General features: G+C 56.3%; 24 protein-coding genes and 1 riboswitch. Of the genes, 15 read left to right on the top strand and 9 right to left on the bottom strand.

The genetic code is table 11. The features are described 5' to 3' along the window. The first annotated feature begins 28 nt into the window (after nt 1-28). Genes FD37_RS10395 through FD37_RS10380 form a run of 4 tightly spaced genes read left to right on the top strand, consistent with a single transcriptional unit; the run spans nt 29 to nt 2,379 of the window. On the top strand, nt 29-1,192 hold the full coding sequence (locus tag FD37_RS10395) for a hypothetical protein (protein ID WP_056965181.1): 1,164 nt from the start codon (nt 29-31) through the stop codon (nt 1,190-1,192). 54 nt (nt 1,193-1,246) lie between these two features. Further along, nucleotides 1,247-1,591 (top strand): hypothetical protein, encoded by a 345-nt coding sequence (locus tag FD37_RS10390; protein ID WP_045807251.1) that lies wholly within the window; start codon nt 1,247-1,249, stop codon nt 1,589-1,591. Nucleotides 1,592-1,603: 12 nt separating this feature from the next. Beyond that, nucleotides 1,604-1,861, top strand: a complete 258-nt coding sequence (locus FD37_RS10385) for a zinc ribbon domain-containing protein (RefSeq protein ID WP_056965179.1) — start codon at nt 1,604-1,606, stop codon at nt 1,859-1,861. Nucleotides 1,862-1,866: 5 nt separating this feature from the next. After that, nucleotides 1,867-2,379, top strand: a complete 513-nt coding sequence (locus FD37_RS10380) for an O-acetyl-ADP-ribose deacetylase (protein WP_056965177.1) — start codon at nt 1,867-1,869, stop codon at nt 2,377-2,379. Nucleotides 2,380-2,447: 68 nt separating this feature from the next. Here the strand turns inward: FD37_RS10380 and FD37_RS10375 are convergent, their stop codons facing one another. Beyond that, nucleotides 2,448-2,648: an LBP_cg2779 family protein gene (locus FD37_RS10375; protein WP_045807248.1), complete on the bottom strand. Its 201-nt coding sequence runs from the start codon at nt 2,646-2,648 to the stop codon at nt 2,448-2,450. Nucleotides 2,649-2,920: 272 nt separating this feature from the next. Here FD37_RS10375 and FD37_RS12845 point away from each other — a divergent pair, with 272 nt between their 5' ends. Then, nucleotides 2,921-3,088 (top strand): hypothetical protein, encoded by a 168-nt coding sequence (locus FD37_RS12845; RefSeq protein ID WP_156153323.1) that lies wholly within the window; start codon nt 2,921-2,923, stop codon nt 3,086-3,088. 210 nt (nt 3,089-3,298) lie between these two features. Here the strand turns inward: FD37_RS12845 and FD37_RS10370 are convergent, their stop codons facing one another. The 3 genes from FD37_RS10370 to FD37_RS10360 form a co-directional block, all read right to left on the bottom strand. After that, nucleotides 3,299-4,066: an SDR family NAD(P)-dependent oxidoreductase gene (locus FD37_RS10370; RefSeq protein ID WP_056965175.1), complete on the bottom strand. Its 768-nt coding sequence runs from the start codon at nt 4,064-4,066 to the stop codon at nt 3,299-3,301. Nucleotides 4,067-4,153: 87 nt separating this feature from the next. Further along, nucleotides 4,154-5,179 (bottom strand): lactonase family protein, encoded by a 1,026-nt coding sequence (locus tag FD37_RS10365; protein WP_056965173.1) that lies wholly within the window; start codon nt 5,177-5,179, stop codon nt 4,154-4,156. A gap of 18 nt (nt 5,180-5,197) precedes the next feature. Continuing rightward, complete coding sequence (locus FD37_RS10360; RefSeq protein WP_056965172.1) at nt 5,198-6,472, bottom strand: SLC13 family permease; 1,275 nt, start codon at nt 6,470-6,472, stop codon at nt 5,198-5,200. 214 nt (nt 6,473-6,686) lie between these two features. Between FD37_RS10360 and FD37_RS10355 the strand changes: the two genes are divergently transcribed. The 4 genes from FD37_RS10355 (at nt 6,687) to FD37_RS10340 (ending at nt 10,253) form a co-directional block, all read left to right on the top strand. Then, entirely contained in the window at nt 6,687-7,439 is a 753-nt protein-coding gene (locus tag FD37_RS10355) for a sugar phosphate isomerase/epimerase family protein (protein WP_056965170.1), read from the top strand. Further along, nucleotides 7,439-8,221, top strand: coding sequence for a glucose 1-dehydrogenase (locus tag FD37_RS10350; RefSeq protein ID WP_056965167.1), 783 nt, complete (start codon nt 7,439-7,441; stop codon nt 8,219-8,221). The genes FD37_RS10355 and FD37_RS10350 overlap by 1 nt, the downstream gene beginning before the upstream one ends. Before the next feature lie 13 nt (nt 8,222-8,234). Then, nucleotides 8,235-9,176 carry a phosphoglycerate dehydrogenase gene (locus FD37_RS10345; RefSeq protein WP_371862597.1) on the top strand — a complete coding sequence of 314 codons (942 nt, stop codon included), beginning with the start codon at nt 8,235-8,237 and terminating at the stop codon, nt 9,174-9,176. Between the two features lie 69 nt (nt 9,177-9,245). Next, a complete protein-coding gene (locus FD37_RS10340; RefSeq protein ID WP_056965164.1) occupies nt 9,246-10,253 on the top strand; it encodes a LacI family DNA-binding transcriptional regulator in 1,008 nt (335 codons plus the stop codon). A gap of 106 nt (nt 10,254-10,359) precedes the next feature. Here the strand turns inward: FD37_RS10340 and FD37_RS10335 are convergent, their stop codons facing one another. The 5 genes from FD37_RS10335 to FD37_RS10315 all read right to left on the bottom strand — a co-directional run bounded on the left by FD37_RS10335 (nt 10,360) and on the right by FD37_RS10315 (nt 14,105). Beyond that, nucleotides 10,360-10,722 carry a hypothetical protein gene (locus FD37_RS10335; protein WP_056965162.1) on the bottom strand — a complete coding sequence of 121 codons (363 nt, stop codon included), beginning with the start codon at nt 10,720-10,722 and terminating at the stop codon, nt 10,360-10,362. A gap of 79 nt (nt 10,723-10,801) precedes the next feature. After that, nucleotides 10,802-11,431, bottom strand: a complete 630-nt coding sequence (locus tag FD37_RS10330; protein WP_056965160.1) for a TenA family protein — start codon at nt 11,429-11,431, stop codon at nt 10,802-10,804. A gap of 18 nt (nt 11,432-11,449) precedes the next feature. Then, nucleotides 11,450-12,103, bottom strand: a complete 654-nt coding sequence (locus tag FD37_RS10325) for an energy-coupling factor transporter transmembrane component T family protein (RefSeq protein ID WP_056965158.1) — start codon at nt 12,101-12,103, stop codon at nt 11,450-11,452. Then, nucleotides 12,100-13,521 (bottom strand): ABC transporter ATP-binding protein, encoded by a 1,422-nt coding sequence (locus tag FD37_RS10320; RefSeq protein ID WP_056965156.1) that lies wholly within the window; start codon nt 13,519-13,521, stop codon nt 12,100-12,102. The genes FD37_RS10325 and FD37_RS10320 overlap by 4 nt, the downstream gene beginning before the upstream one ends. Nucleotides 13,522-13,538: 17 nt before the next feature. Continuing rightward, nucleotides 13,539-14,105: an ECF transporter S component gene (locus FD37_RS10315; RefSeq protein WP_045807242.1), complete on the bottom strand. Its 567-nt coding sequence runs from the start codon at nt 14,103-14,105 to the stop codon at nt 13,539-13,541. 83 nt (nt 14,106-14,188) lie between these two features. Beyond that, nucleotides 14,189-14,280: riboswitch (TPP riboswitch) on the bottom strand. Between the two features lie 272 nt (nt 14,281-14,552). On the opposite strand from FD37_RS10315, the gene FD37_RS10310 reads away from it, so the two are divergent. From FD37_RS10310 to FD37_RS10285, 6 genes are all read left to right on the top strand, one after another. Continuing rightward, on the top strand, nt 14,553-15,722 hold the full coding sequence (locus FD37_RS10310) for a D-alanyl-D-alanine carboxypeptidase family protein (RefSeq protein WP_147007773.1): 1,170 nt from the start codon (nt 14,553-14,555) through the stop codon (nt 15,720-15,722). A 289-nt stretch (nt 15,723-16,011) separates the two neighbouring features. Beyond that, nucleotides 16,012-17,184: a D-alanyl-D-alanine carboxypeptidase family protein gene (locus FD37_RS10305; protein WP_056965152.1), complete on the top strand. Its 1,173-nt coding sequence runs from the start codon at nt 16,012-16,014 to the stop codon at nt 17,182-17,184. Between the two features lie 529 nt (nt 17,185-17,713). Next, nucleotides 17,714-18,535 (top strand): HAD-IIB family hydrolase, encoded by an 822-nt coding sequence (locus FD37_RS10300; RefSeq protein ID WP_162256132.1) that lies wholly within the window; start codon nt 17,714-17,716, stop codon nt 18,533-18,535. Nucleotides 18,536-18,643: 108 nt separating this feature from the next. Then, on the top strand, nt 18,644-19,945 hold the full coding sequence (locus FD37_RS10295) for a PTS transporter subunit EIIC (RefSeq protein WP_056965147.1): 1,302 nt from the start codon (nt 18,644-18,646) through the stop codon (nt 19,943-19,945). Next, nucleotides 19,932-20,756, top strand: coding sequence for an alpha/beta hydrolase (locus FD37_RS10290; protein ID WP_056965145.1), 825 nt, complete (start codon nt 19,932-19,934; stop codon nt 20,754-20,756). The genes FD37_RS10295 and FD37_RS10290 overlap by 14 nt, the downstream gene beginning before the upstream one ends. Nucleotides 20,757-20,813: 57 nt before the next feature. Continuing rightward, nucleotides 20,814-21,629 (top strand): Cof-type HAD-IIB family hydrolase, encoded by an 816-nt coding sequence (locus FD37_RS10285; protein ID WP_056965143.1) that lies wholly within the window; start codon nt 20,814-20,816, stop codon nt 21,627-21,629. Nucleotides 21,630-21,810 lie beyond the last annotated feature (181 nt).

The following is a 21,810-nucleotide window of genomic DNA, read 5'->3' as shown; positions in this document are numbered from 1 at the left end:
AAAATAGCAGAAAAAAGGGGGCCAATCTATGAATTCCATCGTTAATGATTTGAACCGGGCCCTGGCGCAGCAGATTCTGGTCAACGTTTATCAGACCAACCAGGAGGTCGTGTACACGGGGTACGTGACGGCCGTGGGCCAAGATGGCCTGATCCTGGCCACCTATGACGACTACGGCCTACCCGACGGCGCCGTGTTCTTGGCGCTGGCCGTGGTCGACGAGGTCGAGTTCTCGAGCGACGACCTGGATAATATGGCCTTCCGCATCCAAACGGCGGAAGACCAGCACTTCATCCAGGCGGACGGCCTGACCATGCACTTCGATGCGCAGCGGGATCTCCGCCGGCAGGTCTTGAGCCACGCCTGGGTGGACCACCTGGTCATCATGCTGGTGCTCCGGCAGGACCCCCACTTTTACGAGGGCCTGGTCACCGGCATCACACCGGATCAGGTGACGGTGCAACTTTTAAATAAATTTGATTATACTGACCGGCCCGTTCGGCAACTGAATCCGAACGACATCGAGGTCATCGAGTTTCAGGGACAGGAGCTGACCCTACAGGGGTTGGCAGCGACCCGCTTGCAGGAGTTGCCGCACGTGCCGACAACGACCTTGTCGGGGCCGGACCAGATGACGGCCACGCTGCAGGCACTGGTCGGCAGTGACCGGCTGGTGGCCTTAGTGGCCAATCACGACCACAACCTGTTCTTCGTGGGCCGGGTCAACACGGTGACGGCCAACGCGGTCATCCTGAGCCTGGTCGACATGACCGGGCAATTTGGCGGGTACACCGTGATGCGGCTGTCGGAGCTGCACGCGGTGATCCTCAAGTCGGACTACCTGCAGACCATGCGGTTGTTCACCCTGTTGAACCGGTCGCAACAGCAGCCGATTCAGCCGGTCCTAAACGACGAGCGGCTGTTCGACGCGACCGACGACCAGTTCAGTGCCCGGCTGACCCAAGCGGCGGCCTTCCACACCATCGTGCGCATCAAGTTGCACGACGGGGAGAGCGAAGTCGGTTATCCGGAGCAAGTGGGGCCGGAGCGCTTCATCTTCCACGGAATCGAGGACGGTCAGTTGGATCAGGTGGGCCAGGTCTACCGGCTTGCCGACGTCGACGAGATTGCCTTTGGCTACCTGGACGCCTACCTGACGGAGCATCAGCTCAAGGTCGAGGGTGACCTGTAGCGTTCGTTAACAAACCGCCGGGCGACCGGCGGGATACATAAGGAGTTTTTTGGGATGCATTGGAAAAATTTACCGCGCTGGATGCGGGACACGGGGTCCGTGGTGGGCGCCATGTCAGTTTTATTGATTCTGTACGACCTGATGTTAGCCAAGGATCCGAACTGGGTCCTGGTCCCGTTTCAGATCATCCTGGCGTTGATCGCCGTAGGGGCCTGGAGCTACTTCAGTTACCGGAGCCAGGAGAAGCGCAAGCTGCAGGAACAACGCAAGGCTGAGGCGGCTGAACGGCGCGCGGCCAAGAAAAAGAAGCTGGCCGAAGAGGGGGCCAAGCAGGCCGCGCAGACGCGAGCCCGCAACGTCGCCCGGAACCAGCAGCATCAGCAACACCGACACGACTAGGAGGTGACGGTGATGGCAACGGATTTACGATTTTGTCCCCACTGTGGGGCGCCGGTGACGGCTCAGGACCAGCAGTGTCCGCAGTGTCAAACCGACCTGCGGCCATTTCGGTCGTCGACCACCGCGCAGACGCCGAAGAAGGCGCCCAAGATGAACCTGAACGCGTTGATGGCGAACCCCTATAAGGAAGGCCTCAAGCGCCTGCAGGACCGCGAGGGGACCCCGAACAAGCCGACGCACCGTTGGCACTGGCCCTGGTCGAAGGAGTGAGGACGATGGGTAATTTTCAGGTGATTCAAGGCGACATCACCCAGAGTCACGTGGACGCCATCGTGAACGCGGCCAACACCACCCTGTTGGGCGGCGGTGGCGTCGATGGGGCGATCCACCGGGCGGCCGGTCCCCAGCTGTTTGCGGCCTGTGTGCCGTTGAACGGCTGTCCCACCGGTGAGGCGAAGATCACGCCGGGTTTCGAGTTGCCCGCTAAATGGGTGATTCACACGCCCGGCCCCGTCTGGCATGGCGGGCAGCGGGGCGAGGCCGACCTGTTAGCCAACTGTTACCGCAATAGCTTAACGTTGGCGGCCCAGCACGGGTGCCGGACGGTGGACTTTCCATCGCTGAGCACCGGGGTCTACGGCTATCCGCTGGCGGCGGCCGCGCGGGTCGCGGTGCGCACGATTGCCGACTGGTTGGCCAACGCCGCCACGCCGCTGACGGTTCGGTTGGTGGCCTTTGACGCCACCACGGCCACGGCTTATCGCCAGGCATGGGCGGAACGTGACTAGATTATTTTGTCCAAGATAAAAACAAGGCTCCCAGGAAAAAATCCTGGGAGCCTTGTTGCTGGTTAACGTTATTGAGGTTTCTTGGCAATCAAACTGTTGAGGGCACTTTGTTCGTCACTCGTGGGTTGCAGCTCACCGGTTTTGATGGCGTGGAACTTCTCGACCGTCATGCGAGAACCAAAGGCCATCTCGCCATCGGTCTTATCGTATTTCTTTTGGTAGGCGATGATTGCTTCAGCCAGACTACTTAATTCTTGTTCTTGACTCATAATATCCCTCCAAATGATAATCCTACTTGCTACTCACCCTTCATTATACTAAAGTTTTGCCAAATCAGCGGAATAACTCCTCGCTTCTGAGAATATTTTGAATTTTACTTGATGAATCACCGAAAGTTGCGTAAACTTAAACAAATATGGTAATAATCAGTGTTAAGCAATTGTTACCGCAATTTGGTCAGTTTGTCATCGTTTTGTGACCTGAATTCGTTAGACTAATCTCCATTAGTTAACCGATGGACGGAAAAAAACGAGGTGACGATTTGAATTTAAAACGCATCATTCTCGGTCTGGGCACGGCAATCGTCCTACTGGCAGTCGTCAGTGGGGTGTCGTGGGTGGTCACGAGCCACCAATCATTGACGCAGAATGCGCAACCAGCACCGCATGACCTGCCAACGGAGCGGGTCCTTTCGCCACGAGCGAAATAATCTGAAGTCGAAACTTTCGACTGGGTCATTTAAAATTTGGTAATCATGATGATTACATGACTACAGTCTCTTGTAGTCTATCAAGCGGGGAAACAGGTCAACTTCGGTTGGCCTGTTTTCTTTTGGGCTAAAAAGTTGGCGGTATTTTTAGAAAATAGCGTCAACTGGTCATCAAAAAAAGCCCGGGACTTCAGCCCGGACTTATCAGTGTTACCGTAATTTGATATCCCCGCCGTCGACCATGAAGGTCTGACCGGTGATGTAGCTGCTGGCGTCGCTGGCCAGGAAGAGGGCCACGGCGCCGATGTCCTTTTCCGGATCACCCAGCCGGTGGAGCGGAATCTTGTTGACCATGGCCGCGTATTGGTCCGGTGCGGCCTGTTTCCACTGCTTGACCCCCGCCGTTTCGGCGATGGGGGAGATCAGGTTGACCCGGATGTTATCCGCCGCCCATTCGTTCGCGGCGACCCGGGAGAGCCCCCGGATGGCTTCCTTCGCGGCGGCGTAGGCGGCCTGCGTCGGTTGCCCGTTGATGCCGGCCCCGGAGGCGAAGTTGATGACCGCTCCCTGCGTTTGTTTCAGGTGCGGGTAGGCCAGCTGCATCAGGTGCCAGGTCGGGTAGAAGCCCGTGTTGAGGGACAGGGCCAGATCTTCGTCCGTTAGTTGGACGAACGGCTTCTGGTGCGAGGCGTGGGCGTTGTTGATCAGGACGTTGAGACCGCCAAATTCGTGAACGGCGGTGTCGATGATGTGCTGATCGTTTTCCTTGGTGGCGATGTCCGTCTTTAAGGTGACGACCCGTCCGGCGTTTAAGGCCGTTAGCTGGTCTTGAGCCCGTTGTAGGGCCTCATCGTTGATGTCGACGATGAGGACGCTGGCGCCGGCTTTAACGAAGGCGGTGGCCATGCCGAAGCCAATGCCCCCGGCTCCACCGGTGATGATGACGCGTTTATCAGAAAAATCATATTGAATTTGCATGATAATGCCCCCTAAGTTTTTCGTCTTTTAAGCAGCGAGGAGTATACCATAAAAATGTAACCGATTTCAATTATGTGATGAACGCTATTAAATCATTTTGAGACAGACCGGTGCCAAAATATCTGTTACCTGATTGTGGCGCGTCAACTGTCCCGTTGTGCCGTCGACTTTGAAAATGGTGACATCGTTTGTCTTTTGATGGCCAACGAGAAGAAACCGACCGTCAGGACTCAGACAAAAGTCGCGTGGAAAATCACCACCGCTGGCAATGGTCTGGCATTTTTCTAAGTAAGCACCGTCCGTTCGGGAAAGTACGCGGTAGGTCACAATGGAGTTGTGTCCGCGATTGGAAACATAGAGGTAGTGGCCGCTAGGGGCTAGATGAATGCCGCCACCCCCATTATTGCCGACCCACTCGTCGGGTAACGTCGAGATGAGTTGTCGCTGTTGAAAGCTTCCAGAAACAGTGTTGTAGCTTAAAACGGCGACCTCACTGGCCAGCTCACCCAGGACCAAGGCCGTGGTGCCCTGAAAAAGAAGGTGACGGGGACCGAAACCGGGACGAAAGTGGAAGGTCGCCTGACGACTTTTAAGCCGACCGGTCGTTAGGTCTAGGTTAAAGACGATGAGTTCATCCGTTCCTAAGTCGAGAACCACTAGTCGCTGGTCGGGAGTGAGGGCCATGAAGTGTACGTGGGAGCTAGTTTGCTGTGGCAAGACGCCGTGTCCCGTGTTTTGAAAATGGTCAGTCAAATGTAAGTGGCCAGCAGCATCTCGTTGGTAAATCTGGGCGACACCGGTGCGATAGTTGCTAAGAAAGACTAAGGGGTGGGAGGTTAGCGCATTGACGTGAACCGGAGCGGCACTCCAATTCAACTGCTGATCAAGTGGGGTGAGTTGATGGTCAGGCTGAAGCTGAAAGCTTGCGAGTCCGCTGCGGTTACCGGACTGCTGAATTGCGTAAACGTGATTTTGAGGATCGGTGTCGAGGTAAGTCGGCTCCGCAATGGATTGGGCCTGATGAACGGCCGTGAGGGTTCCCGTAATGGAATCAAACTGGCCAATGGTAATTCCTTGAATGTAGCTACCCATTAAAAGTGTGTATTGTGTCATGTGACAGACTTCCTTTCATTAACCAAACATTGCAGCGGCGAGCAGCAAGTTGAGGATGCTGGCCAGCCACCCGAACGGAACCCCGGTCTTTAAGAATTGTTTGACCTCGAGTTTATAATTGTTGACGATCCAGAGGTTCCAGGACTGGGTGATGCAGGTCGAGATGGCAATAGAGACGCCGGGGACCAAGATGGCAGCGAAGGCGAAGTACTGGTTGAAGAATCCCGTTGCTGCTAAGACGGCAGCGGTCGCCGAGCCGGCTCCCCAGACCATCAGGGGTCCGCGAAAGAGGGCTAATGGCGCTAAGATGCCAAAAGCGATGGCTAGGACCCAGGGACTGTGGGGCACGATGGCTTGAAGAATACCACTGAACCGTGCCGTATTCTTGACGGCGGCCGCACTGAACATCGTCAAGAATAGCAACATGATGATTAGGCCGGAAATATCACTGATAGCTTTTTCGATGGTGCGATTGATGACCTCAAGAGCGCCTTTGTAACTCTTGAGTTTACCGGTGATCAGGAGTACTAAGAAAATGGAGAGCATCAAAGCAGGGATGGGCTGCCACTGGAAGGCTAGGTTCATGAAGACGGGCATGATGGGTAAAACGTAAGCAATTTTGGGGATGCGCGGTCCGTTTGCGGCAATTGTTTCATCGTTCGTATCCTCATTTTTATGGATGGATTTAGCGTGAAGCAGGATGAAGAGAATAACGACGAGCATTTGAATGAACATTGCTGAGAAACCGTAAGTTAAGTATTTTTGGCCATAGATCACTTTGGGGAAGAAGAGCTGTAATTGCTTGATGATGACAATATTGACATACATGGGGGCACCAATGGAAAGAATGAAGGCGACAATGGCTACCTTCTTGGAAAGACCAAGTGATTGTAGAATGGGCAATAAAATGACTGAGATAGCAATGACAGCACCGACGCCGTAGGAACTGGTAAAGATAAATGCCGTCACGAAACAGATGAGGATGGTTGCGAGAATCGGCCGTTTGTAGCTGACCTTGACCGTTTGACGACTAATTTCACTGGCAATACCAGTGTCGACAAGTACGCGGCCAAACCATGAACCAAAGACGATGACCATGATGGTAGAGCCGTAGTCGAGGGCTGGTTGAGAGAAAATGTTGTTGATGGCTTCTTTATAGGGAATGCCACCGATGACGGTCCAGAGAAGGGCCATAATCAAAAAACCAAGCATAATGTTGCCGCCACGCATCACGTAAACAATAAACCCAACAAAAGTAATCATGAGGAGAATGCCGATGAAGGTGTTTAACATGGGAAGGACTCCTTTGTAGGAAGATATATTTTGTTAGGAAACCGGTTAACTTTATTAAGCGGTTTCATTATATGTTCACTAGTGATCATTGTCAAACGAATTTTATATATTTTTATTTTTCGTGGATTTATTGACTTTTTATAGGGACGGTCGTATGATGACTCGTGTAGGAAACCGGTTAACCTTTCAAAACTAAGAATTGGAAGTGTGACAATTGGATAAACAACGATTAGTGTTAAATACATTAGTTTTACAGGCAGAACAGGAACGGGGAGTTACCCAGCCGGAATTGGTCCGACAGTTACTTTCACTGAACGTCCATCAGATTGAACTACGCCGCGAGTACCAATCGGGTCAGCTGGCAGAATTACGAGCGCTGAATGATTTACGGTTACGGCATCGGTTAGTGTACTTTTACTCGATTCCGGACGACTTATTTGTTGACGGTCAAGTGAATCCACAATTGATTCAATATGTCGCAGAGGCTGCGGCGATGGGCGCTAGTTACCTTAAAATGACGCTAGGAGACTTTGAGAACACAACGGATTTCACTGCTGACCAAGTTCTTCGCTGGTTACCAGAAAACATGCACCTGAATATCGAGAATGATCAGACGGTTACCAATACGGCCCCGGATAAGCTGACAGCCTTCTTTCAGACGTTTACAGCAAGTCCGAACAAGGTGGGCTTCGTGAATGACTTGGGAAATTGGGTCTTTACGCAGCGTGATACGTTTGCAATGACGCGTAAATTGTTACCGTTTACTCGGTTCGTGCACCTAAAGAATTATCGATTAGACGCTCACCAGGTTCCCCAGACGGTCGCCTTTGACCAAGGAGAACTGAACATCGAAGAGCTATTACACCAGTTTTCACCAGAGTTACCAGTGGCCTTGGAGTACCCAACCACGTTAACGGCTTTGCAGCACGATATTGCAACACTCACAAGCAAGGAGGATGTTGACTAATGGCAGAACAAGTTTCTTTTTCAACCCAGAGTTTTCGGTTAGATGGTAAGGTTGCCCTGATTACGGGCGGTGCTTCCGGATTAGGCTCGTATTACACCAAGGCTATGTTAAAGTCTGGGGCTAAAGTTTTTATTGTGAGTTATGATCAGAAGGGGTGGACGGAGACCCAGACTTTTGCCACCGAGCATGAGGGTGAAGTGGGGTTCTTGCAATTGGACATTACGGAGGATGACGCCCCGGCCAAGATTGTGGCGGCCGTTGTGGCGAAATTCGGCCAAATTGATATTTTAGTTAATAATGCGGGGATTCAGATTCGAAACGAATGGAAGAACTTTAAGGATGCAGATTGGCGTCGAGTCATCAATCTTAACTTAAACGCGGTGTACTATCTTTCTCACGCAGTTGCCCAGACGATGGCACAACAGGGCGGTGGTAAGATTATCAATATTGGGTCAATGCAGTCCTTCCGAGCTGGTAAGTTTATTTTTCCATACACGGCCAGCAAGCACGGGGTCGTGGGGTTAACTCGGGCCTATGCAGATGCCTTGGCGCCACAGAATATTCAAGTCAACGCCATTGCACCAGGCTATATTGATACGCCCATGACGAAGGCACTGCAGAACGACCAAAGCCGGAATCAGGAGATCTTGGCCCATATTCCTGCCGGACACTGGGCAGACCCATCTGAACTGATGGGAACCGTTGTTTTCCTCGCCAGTGCGGCGTCCAACTACGTTACAGGGGTTACGGTACCCGTTGATGGCGGATACCTCTTAAGATAAGGAGTGATAAATGATGACCAAAACAGTCGCAATTCCACGAAATTTAGCACAAGCAGGTAAGGATTATTTAACACAGCATGGGATGACGCTGGTTGAGCTCGATGATATGAGCACTGCTACCATTGCTCAGCAAGCGAAGGAAGTTGATGGGATTGTTTTAATGACGGATCCCTTTGGTAATGAGTTAGCAGACCAAATGCCTAATCTTAAAGTGATTGCTCGCCACGGTGTTGGTTATGATAATGTTGATCAGGATTTTTGGGGCCAGCAAGGTGTCTGGGTCACTATTACCCCTAACGCCAACGCGGCAACGGTTGCCGAAACCGCATTGGCTGAGATGTTAGACCTTTCGAAGGACTTGACCGGACAGTCGACCGCGATGCGTCGGGGAGACGGGCAATACAAGGTGACCCATTTGGGATTTGACCTTGCCGGCAAAAGTTTGGGAATTATGGGCTTTGGTCGGATTGGTCGGGCTTTAGGCAAATTAGTGCAATCCTTGAATATGCGAGTCCTGATTTATGATCCATTTGTGCAACAAACTGATTTAGGCGAACTGGTAGATCGGGATACCCTGTTACGTGAGTCCGACGTGATTTCTTTACATATGGCGGTCACACCGGAAAACAAGCAAGGAATCGGAGAACGTGAATTTGCGATGATGAAGGATAGTGCCTACTTGGTCAACTTGGGCCGCGGTGCCTTAGTCGATCAAGCTGCGCTGATAGCCGCTTTAAAGGCGCACACGATTGCGGGGGCGGCCCTTGACGTCTTTGACGAAGAACCGCTTCCACTGAACAGTCCCTTCTTTAGTCTCGATAACGCTTTGTTGACGCCCCATATTGCCTCAAATACGCGGGAAGCAATGGATCGGATGGCTGTGGATTCAGCGAGCGAGGTTGTCCGGGTGCTCCAAGGGCAAACTCCGCAATGGGCTGTTAACCAGGTGCAATAAAGCGACTTGTTCACGGGAACTTTATAGTATACTGAATACAGAACTTTTTTAATCAAGGCGGTGTTGGACATGACGAAGGCAAAAGTGACAATTTTAGATATTGCCCGTATGGCAGGTGTATCGAAGGCGACCGTGTCGCGGTATTTAAATGGGCACTATGAAAAGATGTCTGCGCAGACGAAGGAAAAAATCAAGCAGGTCATTGCCGATAGTCACTACCACGTTAACCGTCAGGCACAGTCAATTACGAAAAAGCAGACTTTTATTATTGGCATCATTGTGGCGGACATCGAAAATATCTTTTCCTCGATGCTGTTTAAAGGGGCCGACCAAGTTTTTGAGAACGTGCATTATCAGATCATGTTGATGAATTCGGATAATTCTCAGCAACGAGAACGGCAGCAATTGGAACGACTGTTAGACTTGCGGGTCGACGGCATTATTCTGCAACCCATCAGTCAACATGCGGAAGATTATCAGTTTTTGGCGGACACACACGTTCCAACCGTCATCGTGGACCGGAAGTTAACGCCGGAGCGTTGGCCAGCCGTGGTGACCGACAATTACCAGTACTCTAAAATGCTGATGGATTACATTCTTCGTTTGGGGTACCAACGCATTGTGGTCGTGAGTGAGCCCGTGGCGGCGAACTTTCCGCGTCAGGACCGTTACCGAGCAGTTCAAGACACTTGCCAGCGACAGTCTGTGCCAACGTCGTTGATTGAGATTCAGCCAGCGACAACGGATGACGAACTCTATCGTCAATTGTTGCAGGTGACCCACGACTTACAAGACAAGGCCGCCATTTATGCGCTGAAGGGGACCTTGCTGATGCGGATTGTTCGCATCTTAGCCCGGTATCAAATTGCAGTCCCTAGTGAAATGGGGGTGGCCGCATTTGATGACTGGGATTGGGCAACCCTGACGTCACCGCAGATTACGACGATTCAACAAAATCCTAAAGTGATGGGACAACAAGCTGCAGAGCGACTACTGGAAGTGTTGGCCGGGAAAGAGCCGCCAATGCTGACCAGCGTTGAAAGCGAGTTTGTTGTGCGACAATCACTGACAAAATAGCATTCAAAAAGAGTTATCCCATCGGATCAGTCTTTGGCTGGTGATGGGATAACTCTTTTTGCGTACCGAATGAAAAAGCCGCCTCAGGGGCGACTTGCAAGCATGGTTAGAAATGGAGCCATTCGCTATGGTCCCGGTGAATATCCCGGCGAATGCCGACCAGGTAAATCAGGAAGGCGGCCACGGCGATGGCGAGAAGAATTGTCCACAGCCACGCGTGCGTGTGGACGAAGGTGAAGTAGGCGAAGCCCAGGGTACTCAGGCCGATGATGAGCAGCTTGCGTCCCAGGGGCCGGTCGTGCAAAAAGGCGACGGCCAGGGCTAAGACCACGGCCCCACCGAACATGTCGTCACCGCTGGTCAGACTCCCCAGCCGATCGAACAGGGCGTACCCCTCCAACAGAATCCCTAATACCAGGGCGAGATACCCAAAAAATTGCAAGAACGTTAACTGGCGAATTTTTTTCATCCGGAACCCCCACTTTCTCTCACTTGGTAGGTCCATTATAAAACATTCGCGGGACGTTGAAAATCAGGACGCCGAAATTTTACCAGGTTTCGTGGTCCACCGCCATTTGCCAGAAATGGAGCTCGTACCAGCTGCTTTTCTCAAAAATGTCAAGCAGGGCCGGCGTGTTCTCCGGGGTCGCGACCCGGTTGGCCAGGGCCAGCTGGGCGGTCATCTCCCCGGCGTACTCGTCGGCGTTATAGGTGTCGATCCAGGCCTGATAGAGGGGCACCGGCGATCCCTGGTGCGCCAACTCGGCCCCAATCTCGGCGTACAGCCAGTAACAGGGGAGCAACGCACTGACCGCGCCCGGGGTGCCCTGGGTCGCGAGGGCCCGGTAAAGGTGGCTGGTATAGGCGTAACCGGTGGGCGCCATCGGGGTGCGGGCCAGCTCGGCGTCCGTGATGTGCAGGTCGGCGAAGAAGGTCTGGCGAATCGCCAGTTCCCCATCACGCAGACTCGCCGCTCCGGCCCGGAGTTGGTCCGCGGCCACGGTATCGGTCGTCTGCTGTGCGGCCAACTCGTGAACCCGCGCGAACTCGTGGAGGTAGTAGTGGTCCTGAATCAGGTACTCCCGGAAGGTCCCGGCCTGCAGTTGCTGAATGAAGGGGTGGTGTTTCGACGCCGTCCAACTGGCTAGGGTGGCGGCGTGTGCTTGATCGGTAAACATGGAAAAACTCCTTTCGTGTTACGGCAGTCCGGTGAAGAGGCCGAGTTGGACGACCAGCAGGCTCAGACCGCAGAACCACCAGTCCCGGGCCCGGAGTGGAATCCGCACGGCGTAGGTTCGGGGCGCCCCCTCGACGAAGCCGTGAGAGAGCATGGCGGCGGTCAGCTGATCCGACCAGTTCATGGCCGCGAGGATCACCTTGAAGTACAGTTGGGGTGACCAGAAGTGCAACACCTGACCGCGCATGAGGGCCGCGGCGTGAATCGTGGCGACCTCCGCCTTGATCTTCGGCAGGAGGTTGAAAGCAGCCAGGAACCCGTAGGCGAACTTAGCCGGCAGCTTGGCGTTTTGTTCCAGTGACCGGGTCAGGGCCAGGGGCTGCGTGGTCTGGGTAAAGGTCGCCCCCAGGTAGACGTAAACGAACATCCGGGTGAAGATGACCCAGAGAAAGTGGCTGGACGCGTCGCCCCGCAAGGCCAACGACCAGACCAGGGCACTGGCCAGGAAGAGGGGCACGCCGGTCAGCCACAGCAGGGTCTTGAGCTTCACGCGGTTAACCAATAAGAGAATCAAACTTACCGCAATCAAGACCACGTTGACCGTGAGCACCTGGGTAAAGGAGATCTCGAAGGCGATGGCGACGACGGTCAATAACTTTAAACTAGGGTTCATTCTGCCGCCTCCTTCGCGTCGTGATAACTGAACTGTTGCTGGTGAAGGACCAGGTGGTAGTCCACGCAGGCGTCCAGGCCGCTGAGCTGGTGGCTGATCAGGATCAGCGTCAGGTGCAGGTCCCGCTGCGTCGTGGCCAACAGGTCGAGGGCGGCGTGGATGGAGGCCAGGTCGAGGCCCTTTAAGGGTTCGTCTAGGAGCAGCACGTCCGGCGCCATGATCAGCATGCACAGGAGCTGGAACTTCTTTTGCTGGCCGCTGCTGAGGGAGTAGATGACCTGGTCCTCACGCCCGGCGAGGTTCAGCTGCTCGAGGGCGGCCTGGACCCGGTCGGGGGTGAAGTAGTCGGCGTTCCCGTTTTGCTGGGACAGCGCGAGCTCCTCGCCCAGGGTGACGTTTAAGAACTGAGATTGCGCGGCCTGAAACATCAGACCGACGTGGCGGGCGTAGGCACGGCGTCGGAGCTTCTGGATGTCGTGGTCGCGGTAGGTCAAGCGGCCTTGGTAGGCGCCTAACCGGACCAGGGCCCGGAAGAGCGTCGACTTGCCGCTGCCGTTGGGGCCGGTGATCAGCGTGGTGCGGTGGGCGGCGAAGGCCAGGTCCTGCGGGCGCACCAGTTGCCGGTCGCCCTGACGCAGGCCTAGCTGCGTGCCGACCAGGATACTGGGCGTCGTGGCGCTGGGCAGACTGACGTGGCTTAACCGGAGCCGGGCGGGGGTAAAGGCCGCCAGCCGGTCCTGCGTTGCGCGCGCCGACAGCTGCGTGGCCTGGCCGTGGTCCAGGACGGTCAGGTGGTCGACCCACTGGGCGTAGTCGCTGAGGTCGTGGTCGGCCAGGATGATGGTCTTCTGGTGCTGGGTGCAGAGGGCGACCAGCTTGGTCAGCAAGATTTCCCGGGTCGGTGGGTCGATGCTGGCGAAGGGTTCGTCGAGCAGGATGACGTCACTATCCATGGCGACGATGCTGGCCAGGGCGACCTTCTGTTGCTCCCCACCGGAAAGCTGCATCAGCTGGCGGTCACGCAGGGCGGTGATGCCGATGAAATCGAGGGCCGCGGTGATGCGGGTCGGAATCTCGGCGGGGTCCGCGGACTGGTTTTCCAGGACGAACTGCAGCTCGTGGGTCACGGTGTCCATGGTGAACTGGGTGCTGGGTTCCTGGAAGAGCAGGGCCACGGTCCGCGACCGCTGGGTGGGCGCGATGGCCGCCAGGGGCCGGCCGTCGAAGGTGAGGGCGGCCCCGTCAGGAACCGGGGTCAGCCCCGCGAGGAGTCGCAGTAGCGTGGTTTTCCCGCTACCCGAGGGACCCGTTAATAGGGAAAAACGACCGCCCGCAAAGGTGGCCGTTAAATCCCGGAGGACCGGCGTTGGTCGGTCGCCCGGGGTGTAAGTCAGATGTTGAATCGAAACAGTTGCCAAAGGAGATCCCCCCAATACTAACGCTTAGAAACGGCTGGTAAGACGTGGGCGCGGGTCAGCAGGTTGGTGATCAGGTGTGTCAGCACGCCGCCGAAGATGAAGACGGAGATGAAGCGGACCACCAGCAGGACCAGCAGGAAGCCCAGGTGATAGGCGTTGTACCCGGAACGGAAGTAGTCCCACAGGAAGGTCACCAGGGTCGTGGTCAGGGCGCTGAGCGTCAGGGTCAGCCAGTTATAGTGTTTGTAGCCGGTGAAGGCAAAGCCCAGTTCGGAACCGATGCCTTGAACGGCCCCGGAGATCAGCGTTGCCGCGCCCCAGGTCCCGCCCAGAAACATTTCCACGGCGGCGCCTAAAAACTCGCCCAGCGTGGCGGCGCCAGGGATGCGGATGACGAAGCCGGCCAAGGGACCAGCCATGACCCAGATGCCCAGCAACAGCTCATTGGCCAGTGGTTGGAGCCCGGCCGGTGCGAGGGCCGCCGCCAGGATGGCGTAAAGGGGCCCGACTGCCCAGAAAATAACTCCCATAAAAATAGCTAAAATAGTGACTAAAATAATATCGCGAATGTGCCAACGTTGCATAACGTATTCCCCCTATGTATCCAAAACGTGGGCCAAAAACGAAAAAAGTCCCCACTAATGGTGATTAGTGGGGGTCATTTGCCTATGAAAAATAACACCGTCCCTTCGCTGGTCCTAACCAGAGCAGGTTCAATGGGTTTGATCTCAGCCGAAAATGGCACCCCGTCGGATTTAAATTACTTCCAGCGTACCCAATTTCCCGGGAAATTGCAACCGCTACCGCTCAATAATCGAATCGAACCACTCATTCATTAACCACACGAAAAATCTTGAGACACAATCGCAACTGGGTCTTAAACAAATGGTAATCTGACCGTTATGGTCGGTGAGTTAACAAACGTGGTAGACTAATCAGCGGATAATCCGTTGAGCAGATTAGGCAAGCCACCAACTGGACGCGAACTTAGTCATGCCAACGGCGCATAACGGATGAGAAAGGAAGGTTACATGACAATTTCTGGGATTAAGTGGGGCGCCCTGGCGCTCCTGGTAACGGCAACGCTGGGTGTGACCGGGACGCAACCGCTGACGGCTCACGCGGCGGGGTACACCACGGTGAAGAGTCAGTCGATGAAGAAGACCAGCTACCACCGCAAGGGCACGAGTGGGGCGCTGTACAATCAACGGCACACCCAGAAGGTCACCAACTTGAAGACTTACCCGTACACCACCTGGTACGCCACCAAGAAGGCGACGCTCAAGCACGGCAATTCGAAGGGCATCTACTATTACGTGGCCAACAAGGCCGGTTCCGTCAAGGGCTGGGTCTGGCACGGCTACCTGAAGAAGGGCAAGTCACCCTTTGGCTTGAAGTACGCCAAGGGGGCCGTGGCCATGGATGCCAAGACGGGCAAGGTCGTTTGGTCGAAGAACGCCAATACCGCGCGGGCCATCGCCTCGACCTCGAAGCTCATGACCCTGTACCTGACGTTAAAGAAGGTCAACAGCAGCTCGGGCAGTTGGAACGACGTGGTCTCGACCAGTAGCAAGGGCTTGCGCGCGATGGGCAATAACGCGTCGGTCGGGGGTTTCAAGTTCAAGTCCGGCCACAAGTACACGGTCAAGGAACTCTACTACGCCGCTTACCTGGACTCCTCGAACAACGCCGCCATCGCCCTGGGCCGCTGGGTCGCCGGCAGCAATGCCAAGTTTATCAAGCAGATGAACGCGCAGGCCAAGGCCTGGAAGCTGGGACACGCGTCCTTCGTCTCGGCCTCGGGACTGGAAAACAGTGACCTGAAGGCTTACGGATACAGCTACGGGTCGGCGAACGCCAATAAGGTCTCGCCGAAGGACCTGGCCCTGATTGCCCGGCACCTGATCACCGACTACCCGCGGGTCCTGACTGATGGGAAGATCGGCTCCAAGACCGTCGATGGGCAACTCTGCTACAACTATAACAACCTGTTGAAGGGCCGGAAGTACTACCAGGCGTCCCTCAACGTGGACGGCCTGAAGACCGGGTACACGCCGTTAGCCGGCTACTGCTTCGTCGGGACCGGCCAGAAGAGCGGTAAGCACCGGGTCATCACGGTGGTGCTGCACGACGAGAACGAGTTCACCGAGACCCGTTCGTTGATGAATCACGCCTACACTTACCAGAGCATGGCGGACTAAACCGGTGAGATGCGATCAGCGAAACTGAAGAGAAATTGACTGGAGCCTGGGACAAAAGTCTCGGGCTCTTTGGTGTCTCCGAATAATTGGTGTCGAAACGTGCGCCAAAAGGCAGCCGGTTCCGCTCTTTTGTCATGGCGGGGATTACAAAAACGTTACGAAAGCCACAAGCTGATGACAAATTACGGGGAGCCCGCCCCTCACGAGAAGACCGTGGTAAATTAGAAGAATGGATCAGATATGTCACAGCCAAATTGCTGGCTTTGAAAATAGATAAGGGGATTGGAACATGATAAACACACACGTAAAACGGGGTCTCTGGGTCTGCGGCTTGTTGGCCACGTTGGGCTTAGGCAGCGCGCTGACCGGGACGGTCGCGCAGGCGGCCACCTACACCACGGTCTCGTCGAAGACGCTGACCAAGACGGCCTACCACAAGGATTCGACCAAGGGCGCCCTGTACAGCCAGGGGCATACATACAAAATTGCTAACCTGAAGAGCTACCCGAACACCACCTGGTACGCGACGCAGCAGGCCACGTTGAAGCACGGCAATTCCAAGGGAATCTACCTGTACGTCAGCAACAAGGCCGGCTCCGTCAAGGGCTGGGTCTGGCACGGGTACCTGGCGAAGGGTAAGGCCCTGACGGGGATGACCTACGCCAAGGGGGCCACGGCGATGGACGCGAAGACGGGGAAAATCATCTGGTCGCGGGCCGGCAACACGGCGCGGCCGATTGCCTCCGTTTCCAAGATCATGACGCTGTATCTGACGCTGCAGAAAATCGAGAGCGGCAAGGGGAGCTGGAGCGACGTGGTCGATACCAGCAGCAAGGGCCTGATCATGATGGGCAATAGCGCGTCGTGTGGGGGCTTCAAGTTCAAGACCGGGCACAAGTACACGGTCAAGCAGCTTTACGATGCCGCCTTCCTGGCGTCTTCGAACAACGCCGCGATCGCGCTGGGCCAGTGGGTCGCCGGCAGCAACGGGGCCTTCATTCGCCAGATGAACGCGCAGGCGAAGACCTGGGGCCTCAAGCACGCCCATTTCGTCTCGGCTTCGGGACTGGAGAACAGCGACTTGCGGGCCTTTAGCTACAGCTACGGGTCGGCCAACGCCAACCAGGTCTCCCCGAACGACGTGGCCACGATTGCGCGGCACCTGATCACCGACTACCCGCAGGTCCTGACCGAGGGAACCATCGGATCGAAGACGGTGGACGGACAACTCTGCTACAACTACAACAACCTGTTGAAGGGCCGGAAGTACTACCAGTCATCGTTGAAGGTGGACGGCTTGAAGACCGGATACACGCCGCTTGCCGGCTACTGCTTCGTCGGGACCGGCCAGAAAACGGGCAAGCACCGGCTGATTACGGTCGTGCTGCACGACGAAGACGAATTTACCGAAACGCGGACGTTGATGAACTACGCGTACCAAAGTAGCAGCATGAACGACTGATCGGTAAGTGGGTGGTCGCCGGCGATGGTGTCCGCTCAGCTGGCGGAAGCCATCTTGAGGGTGCGTGTTGCAGATGACGAGAAAATTAACGGGTGAAAATGGTTGCGAGATAGTTTCACCCACTGGTAAGGAGCTGGGGACAAATGTCCTTGGCTCCTTTTTCTGTGTAATGGCCAAGACTTTGAGAAAGCGGGTGACCAATTGGTTGATACTGACAGTTCGTCCCGTTAGTGTCACTTAACCGACTTAGTTAGCGAAACAGAGGCGACTTGATGGTCGTGGTGAAATTGATGTTAGCTGGCGTTCTTCGCCGGCTTACATCAAGGCCGAGTTCTGGAGACCTGTGTGATTTTCACAGGGCTTCAGAATCGTGCCCACCACGACCATCTTGCTCGCCGGCGTGAAGCGACAGGTCATCCACTATCGCGGTTTTTAATTCTCATTTTGTTGGCGAGGCGTGGTCGTTGCACCGGCCAAAGTGGAGCGAGTATCATGGGAGCAGACAGCAAAGAAAGAGAGGATGAGCGGCATGTTGCCACGCATAATTGCAACGGATTTGGATGGGACCTTTTTAGATCCCCAGGGGACCTACGACCGGGAGCGCTTCGACCGCCTCTTGGCGCAGTTGGATCAGCGGGGAAGTCGGGTGGTCATCGCGACCGGCGACCCGTTAGACCACGTTCACGACTTATTCGGGGACCTGCGTCACGCGAAGTTATTGACCTACATCGTCGAGGACGGGGCGATGATCGTCGATGGGGCGGGCAACGTCCTGCAGGTCCGGCAGATTCCCCGGGACCTCTGCCAGTTCGCCATTCGCTGGATTCAGTCGTCCCCGGACCTGGCCAGCAACTACCTGATCACCTGTGGGGCCCGGCAATCGTACACCGAGTTGGCGGCCGACAGTCCCCGGTTCCGGGCGTCCCGGAAGTTTTACCCGGGACTGACCAGCGTTCCGGATCTCCTGGACGTCGAGGACGAGATCCTGAAGCTCGACGTGACCTGGGAGCACGACGACGTTTTTGCCCAGGTGGCGGCCTTTAACCGGCAGTTTGCGGGGCAGTTGTTGGGCACCAGCAGCGGCCTGGGGGGCATGAACGTGACCCTGCCGACCGTCAGCAAGGGCAACGCCTTGTCCTTGTTGCAGCAGTACTGGGGCGTGACCACCACGGAAATGGCGGCGTTCGGCGATTCCGGCAACGACCTGGCCATGCTGCAGCAGGTCGGGGAGGGCATCGCCATGGCCAACGCCGCGCCGGAGGTCTTGGCGCTGATCTCCCGGCACACGGACCAGACTAACCAGCATCCCGTGGTCTTAGACCAGCTCGACCAGTGGCTGGGCAACCGGTGAGCAAATCGGGTAACGTTAGTTTGAGGGGTGACCAGGTCAACGGGACCGAATGACTATCCCTGGGCACCGAAAGGGTCTTAGAATCACAGGTAATTGGGGGATGATCAAATGACCGAAAACGTTAACCGGTTGGGGAACTGGTTGATCACCGGCGAGGTCCGTTGGCGGCGTAACCGCCAAGTCGCGGCCATTTATCGGGGACTGCGGACGATTCTGCCACTGATTGTCTTGGGCACGTTCGCTGAATTTATCAATCAAGCCTGGCTGGAACCCAACGGCTACTACTACCAGACCCTGCACGTGGCCCGCTGGATGCTTCAGCGCGTCCGGGTCCAGGAAGCCGTGCTGCTGTTACAAAATGGGACCCTGGGTCTGGCCGCCATCGGGCTGGCCTTCGTGATCAGTCACGACCTCGTGGCGACGGCGACCCCGGTGACCAACGACCAGATGGCCGCGGGGTTCACGGCCGTTCTGGGGTTCGAACTGATCAACATCAACCCCTTGACGCTCGCGGTGGGCAAGCCGGTCCAGTGGCTGGCCATGGACCTGGGCCTGCACGGCTTGCCGGTGGGCGTCCTGATTGGGCTGCTGGTGGGCAACGTCTACCGCTGGATCGTCCTGCGGTGGCGCCAGCCCGCCAACCAACTGCTGCGGCCCATGACGCTGAGCCTCAGCGGGATGGTCCTGATGGGGCTGACGGGGATGCTCTGGCTGTTGCGGCAACCCTTTAGCATTCGCGCGGCCTTTAACACGCTGATTCGGTGGCCGTTACAGCTGAGCAATGACGTTTGGCGCCTCTTGGACTTCAGTGCCCTCAACGGCTGGTTCACCTGGCTGGGGGTCCTGGGACCCATTCCGACCACGCCCAATCAGACGCAGGCGCAGGCCGAAAATCTGGCCGCCGCGATTCAGCACAGTGGTTGGCACCTGCCGCACCCGCTGACGGTCCAGAGCGTGATTCAGACCTACGCCAGCATGGGCGGCCCGGGGATGACCCTGGGATTGGTGCTGGCCATCTTTTTGGTGCGGCACAACGCCGAGCAACGCCAGATTGGGTGGCTGACCCTGATTTCCACGCTGGGGAACTTTAATGCGCCCCTGCTGCTGGGGTTGCCGGTGGTCCTGAGCCCGATACTGGGGATTCCGTTGCTTCTGGCTCCCTTAGCCACGATTCTGGTCAGCAGCGGGTTTCTGGCGGCGCACTGGATTCCCGCCGCGGCCTATCCGCTGGCCGTGGGGACGCCCGGTCCGCTGATTGGGTACCTGGGGACCAGTGGGGCGTTGACGCCGCTCCTGTTGGCGGCGCTGGATCTGGCCCTGAGCACCGCCATCTACTACCCCTTTGTGAAATGGGCGAGTCTGGCACAGGCACGGGCCGAAGAGGAGGCGCAAGCACATGCCACGATTTAAACTGACGCATCAATGGGCGAGCGTGGGCGCCGTCCTGCTCCTAATCGTGCTGCTGGCGATTCCGGGGATTCTCTGGCGTTCCCAGCAGCTGACCGACGTGCGGGCCAATTACCGCAGCCCGATGGCTCCGGTCTTTCTGGTGCCGGGATCGAGTGCGACACAGAACCGGTTCAACGACCTGGTCAAGGAGCTCAACGCCAAGACCAAGACCAAGCACAGCCTGTTGCGGGTCGAGGTCATGACCAACGGCCAACTGAAGATGAGCGGGACCATTCGGCCGGGGGATCAGCGGCCCTTTATCGTGGTCGGCTTCGAGGACCGGCGTGACGGCACGGCGAACATTCTACGGCAGGCCCAGTGGTTCACCATCGCCTTCAAGGCCCTGCAACAGACCTACCACTTCAATCACTTCTCGGCGATGGGGCATTCGAACGGGGGGCTGGTGCTGACGCTCTTCATGGAGCGGGACCTGGCCGCCACGAAGGCGCACGCCGAGCGGTTGATGACCATCGCGTCGCCCTTTAACCTGGAAGAGCCGAATCCGCAGGTCGACACGCCGCTCTTTAAGCAGCTGGTGGCCGGGCGGCAGAACCTGCCGCAACAGCTGGTGGTGTACTCGATTGCCGGAACGGAGACCTACGGCGGCGACGGCATCGTGCCGTTCGACAGTGTCGACCGGGGCAAGTACATCTTTCAAAAACGCGTTCAGCACTTTACCCAGATCACCGTCACGGGCGCCGACGCGAAGCACGCGGGATTGCCGGAGAACCAGCAGATCGTTAAGCTGATTCGCCAGGATCTCCTGAATTAGGTTTCTTTTCGGCGAGTGAACGGGTAAACTAAGAGGGTATTGGAGGCTTGTTTGAACATGATAAAAATGATTGCGCTCGATTTAGACGAGACGCTGTTGAACACGGATAAGACGATTAATCCTCAAAATGTTGCGACCCTGCGGCGGCTCCACGAGAGCGGCTTGAAGGTCATTTTGTGCACGGGACGGCCCATCAACGCCATCTGGGGGTACATTGAACAGTTGGGGTTGACCGATGCGGCCGACTTCACCATCACGTTTAATGGGGCGTTGGTCATCAATAACGCGACCAAAGAAACGTTGGCCCAGAGTGGCCTGAGCCGGGGTGACTTCAAGGCGTTGCACGCCTTCGCCCGGGAGAACGGCTACCCCTTGGACGTCCTGGACTTTGACCAGGTCTACCCGTTGTCGGACCTGACCCCGTCGATCTACCAGCAAATGCTGAAGGCCCCGATGACCTTTACGCCCACGGCCTTCACCGACCTGCCGGAGAGCCTGTACAGTAAGGCGGTCATGGCGACGGACGCGGCCACGCTGGACCAGGCCGTCAGCAAGTTGACGCCGGCCTTACGGGATCAGTACCACGCGGTCCGGTCCCAACCCAAGATTCTGGAATTCTTGGCGGCGGACATGGACAAGGCCGTGGGCTTGGGCCAACTGTTGACCCACTTCGGCTGGGACTTCACCAACCTGATGGCCTTCGGCGATGCGGAAAACGACCTGGGGATGATCAAGGCGGCCGGCGACGGCGTGGCCATGCTGAACGGCCAACCAGCGGTCAAGGCGGCGGCCAACCACCAAACGCCGGTCGACAACAACGCGGCGGGCGTGGCGGCCTACCTGGAACAGGTTTTTCCACAGTTGTTGAGTTAACGAAAGAAATCAATCGTAGTGGGGCGCGGAAGAGAATTCCGGGCCCCTTTTTGGTATGGGCAATGTGGCGGGGGCTGGCGCACCGTTCTGTCGGCTAAATTTTCCCGAGGTGGGCACGATTCCGAAGTTTCACCAAAAACGTGAATCTCCAGAACTCGGTCTGCTCGTCGAAATCAGTGGT

The sequence above is a fragment of the Levilactobacillus spicheri DSM 15429 genome (genome assembly GCF_001435095.1).
GTDB classification, from domain to species: Bacteria; Bacillota; Bacilli; order Lactobacillales; family Lactobacillaceae; genus Levilactobacillus; species Levilactobacillus spicheri.
The sequence above is the reverse complement of the archived record's forward strand: the minus strand, read 5'-3'. Positions and strand labels throughout refer to the sequence as shown.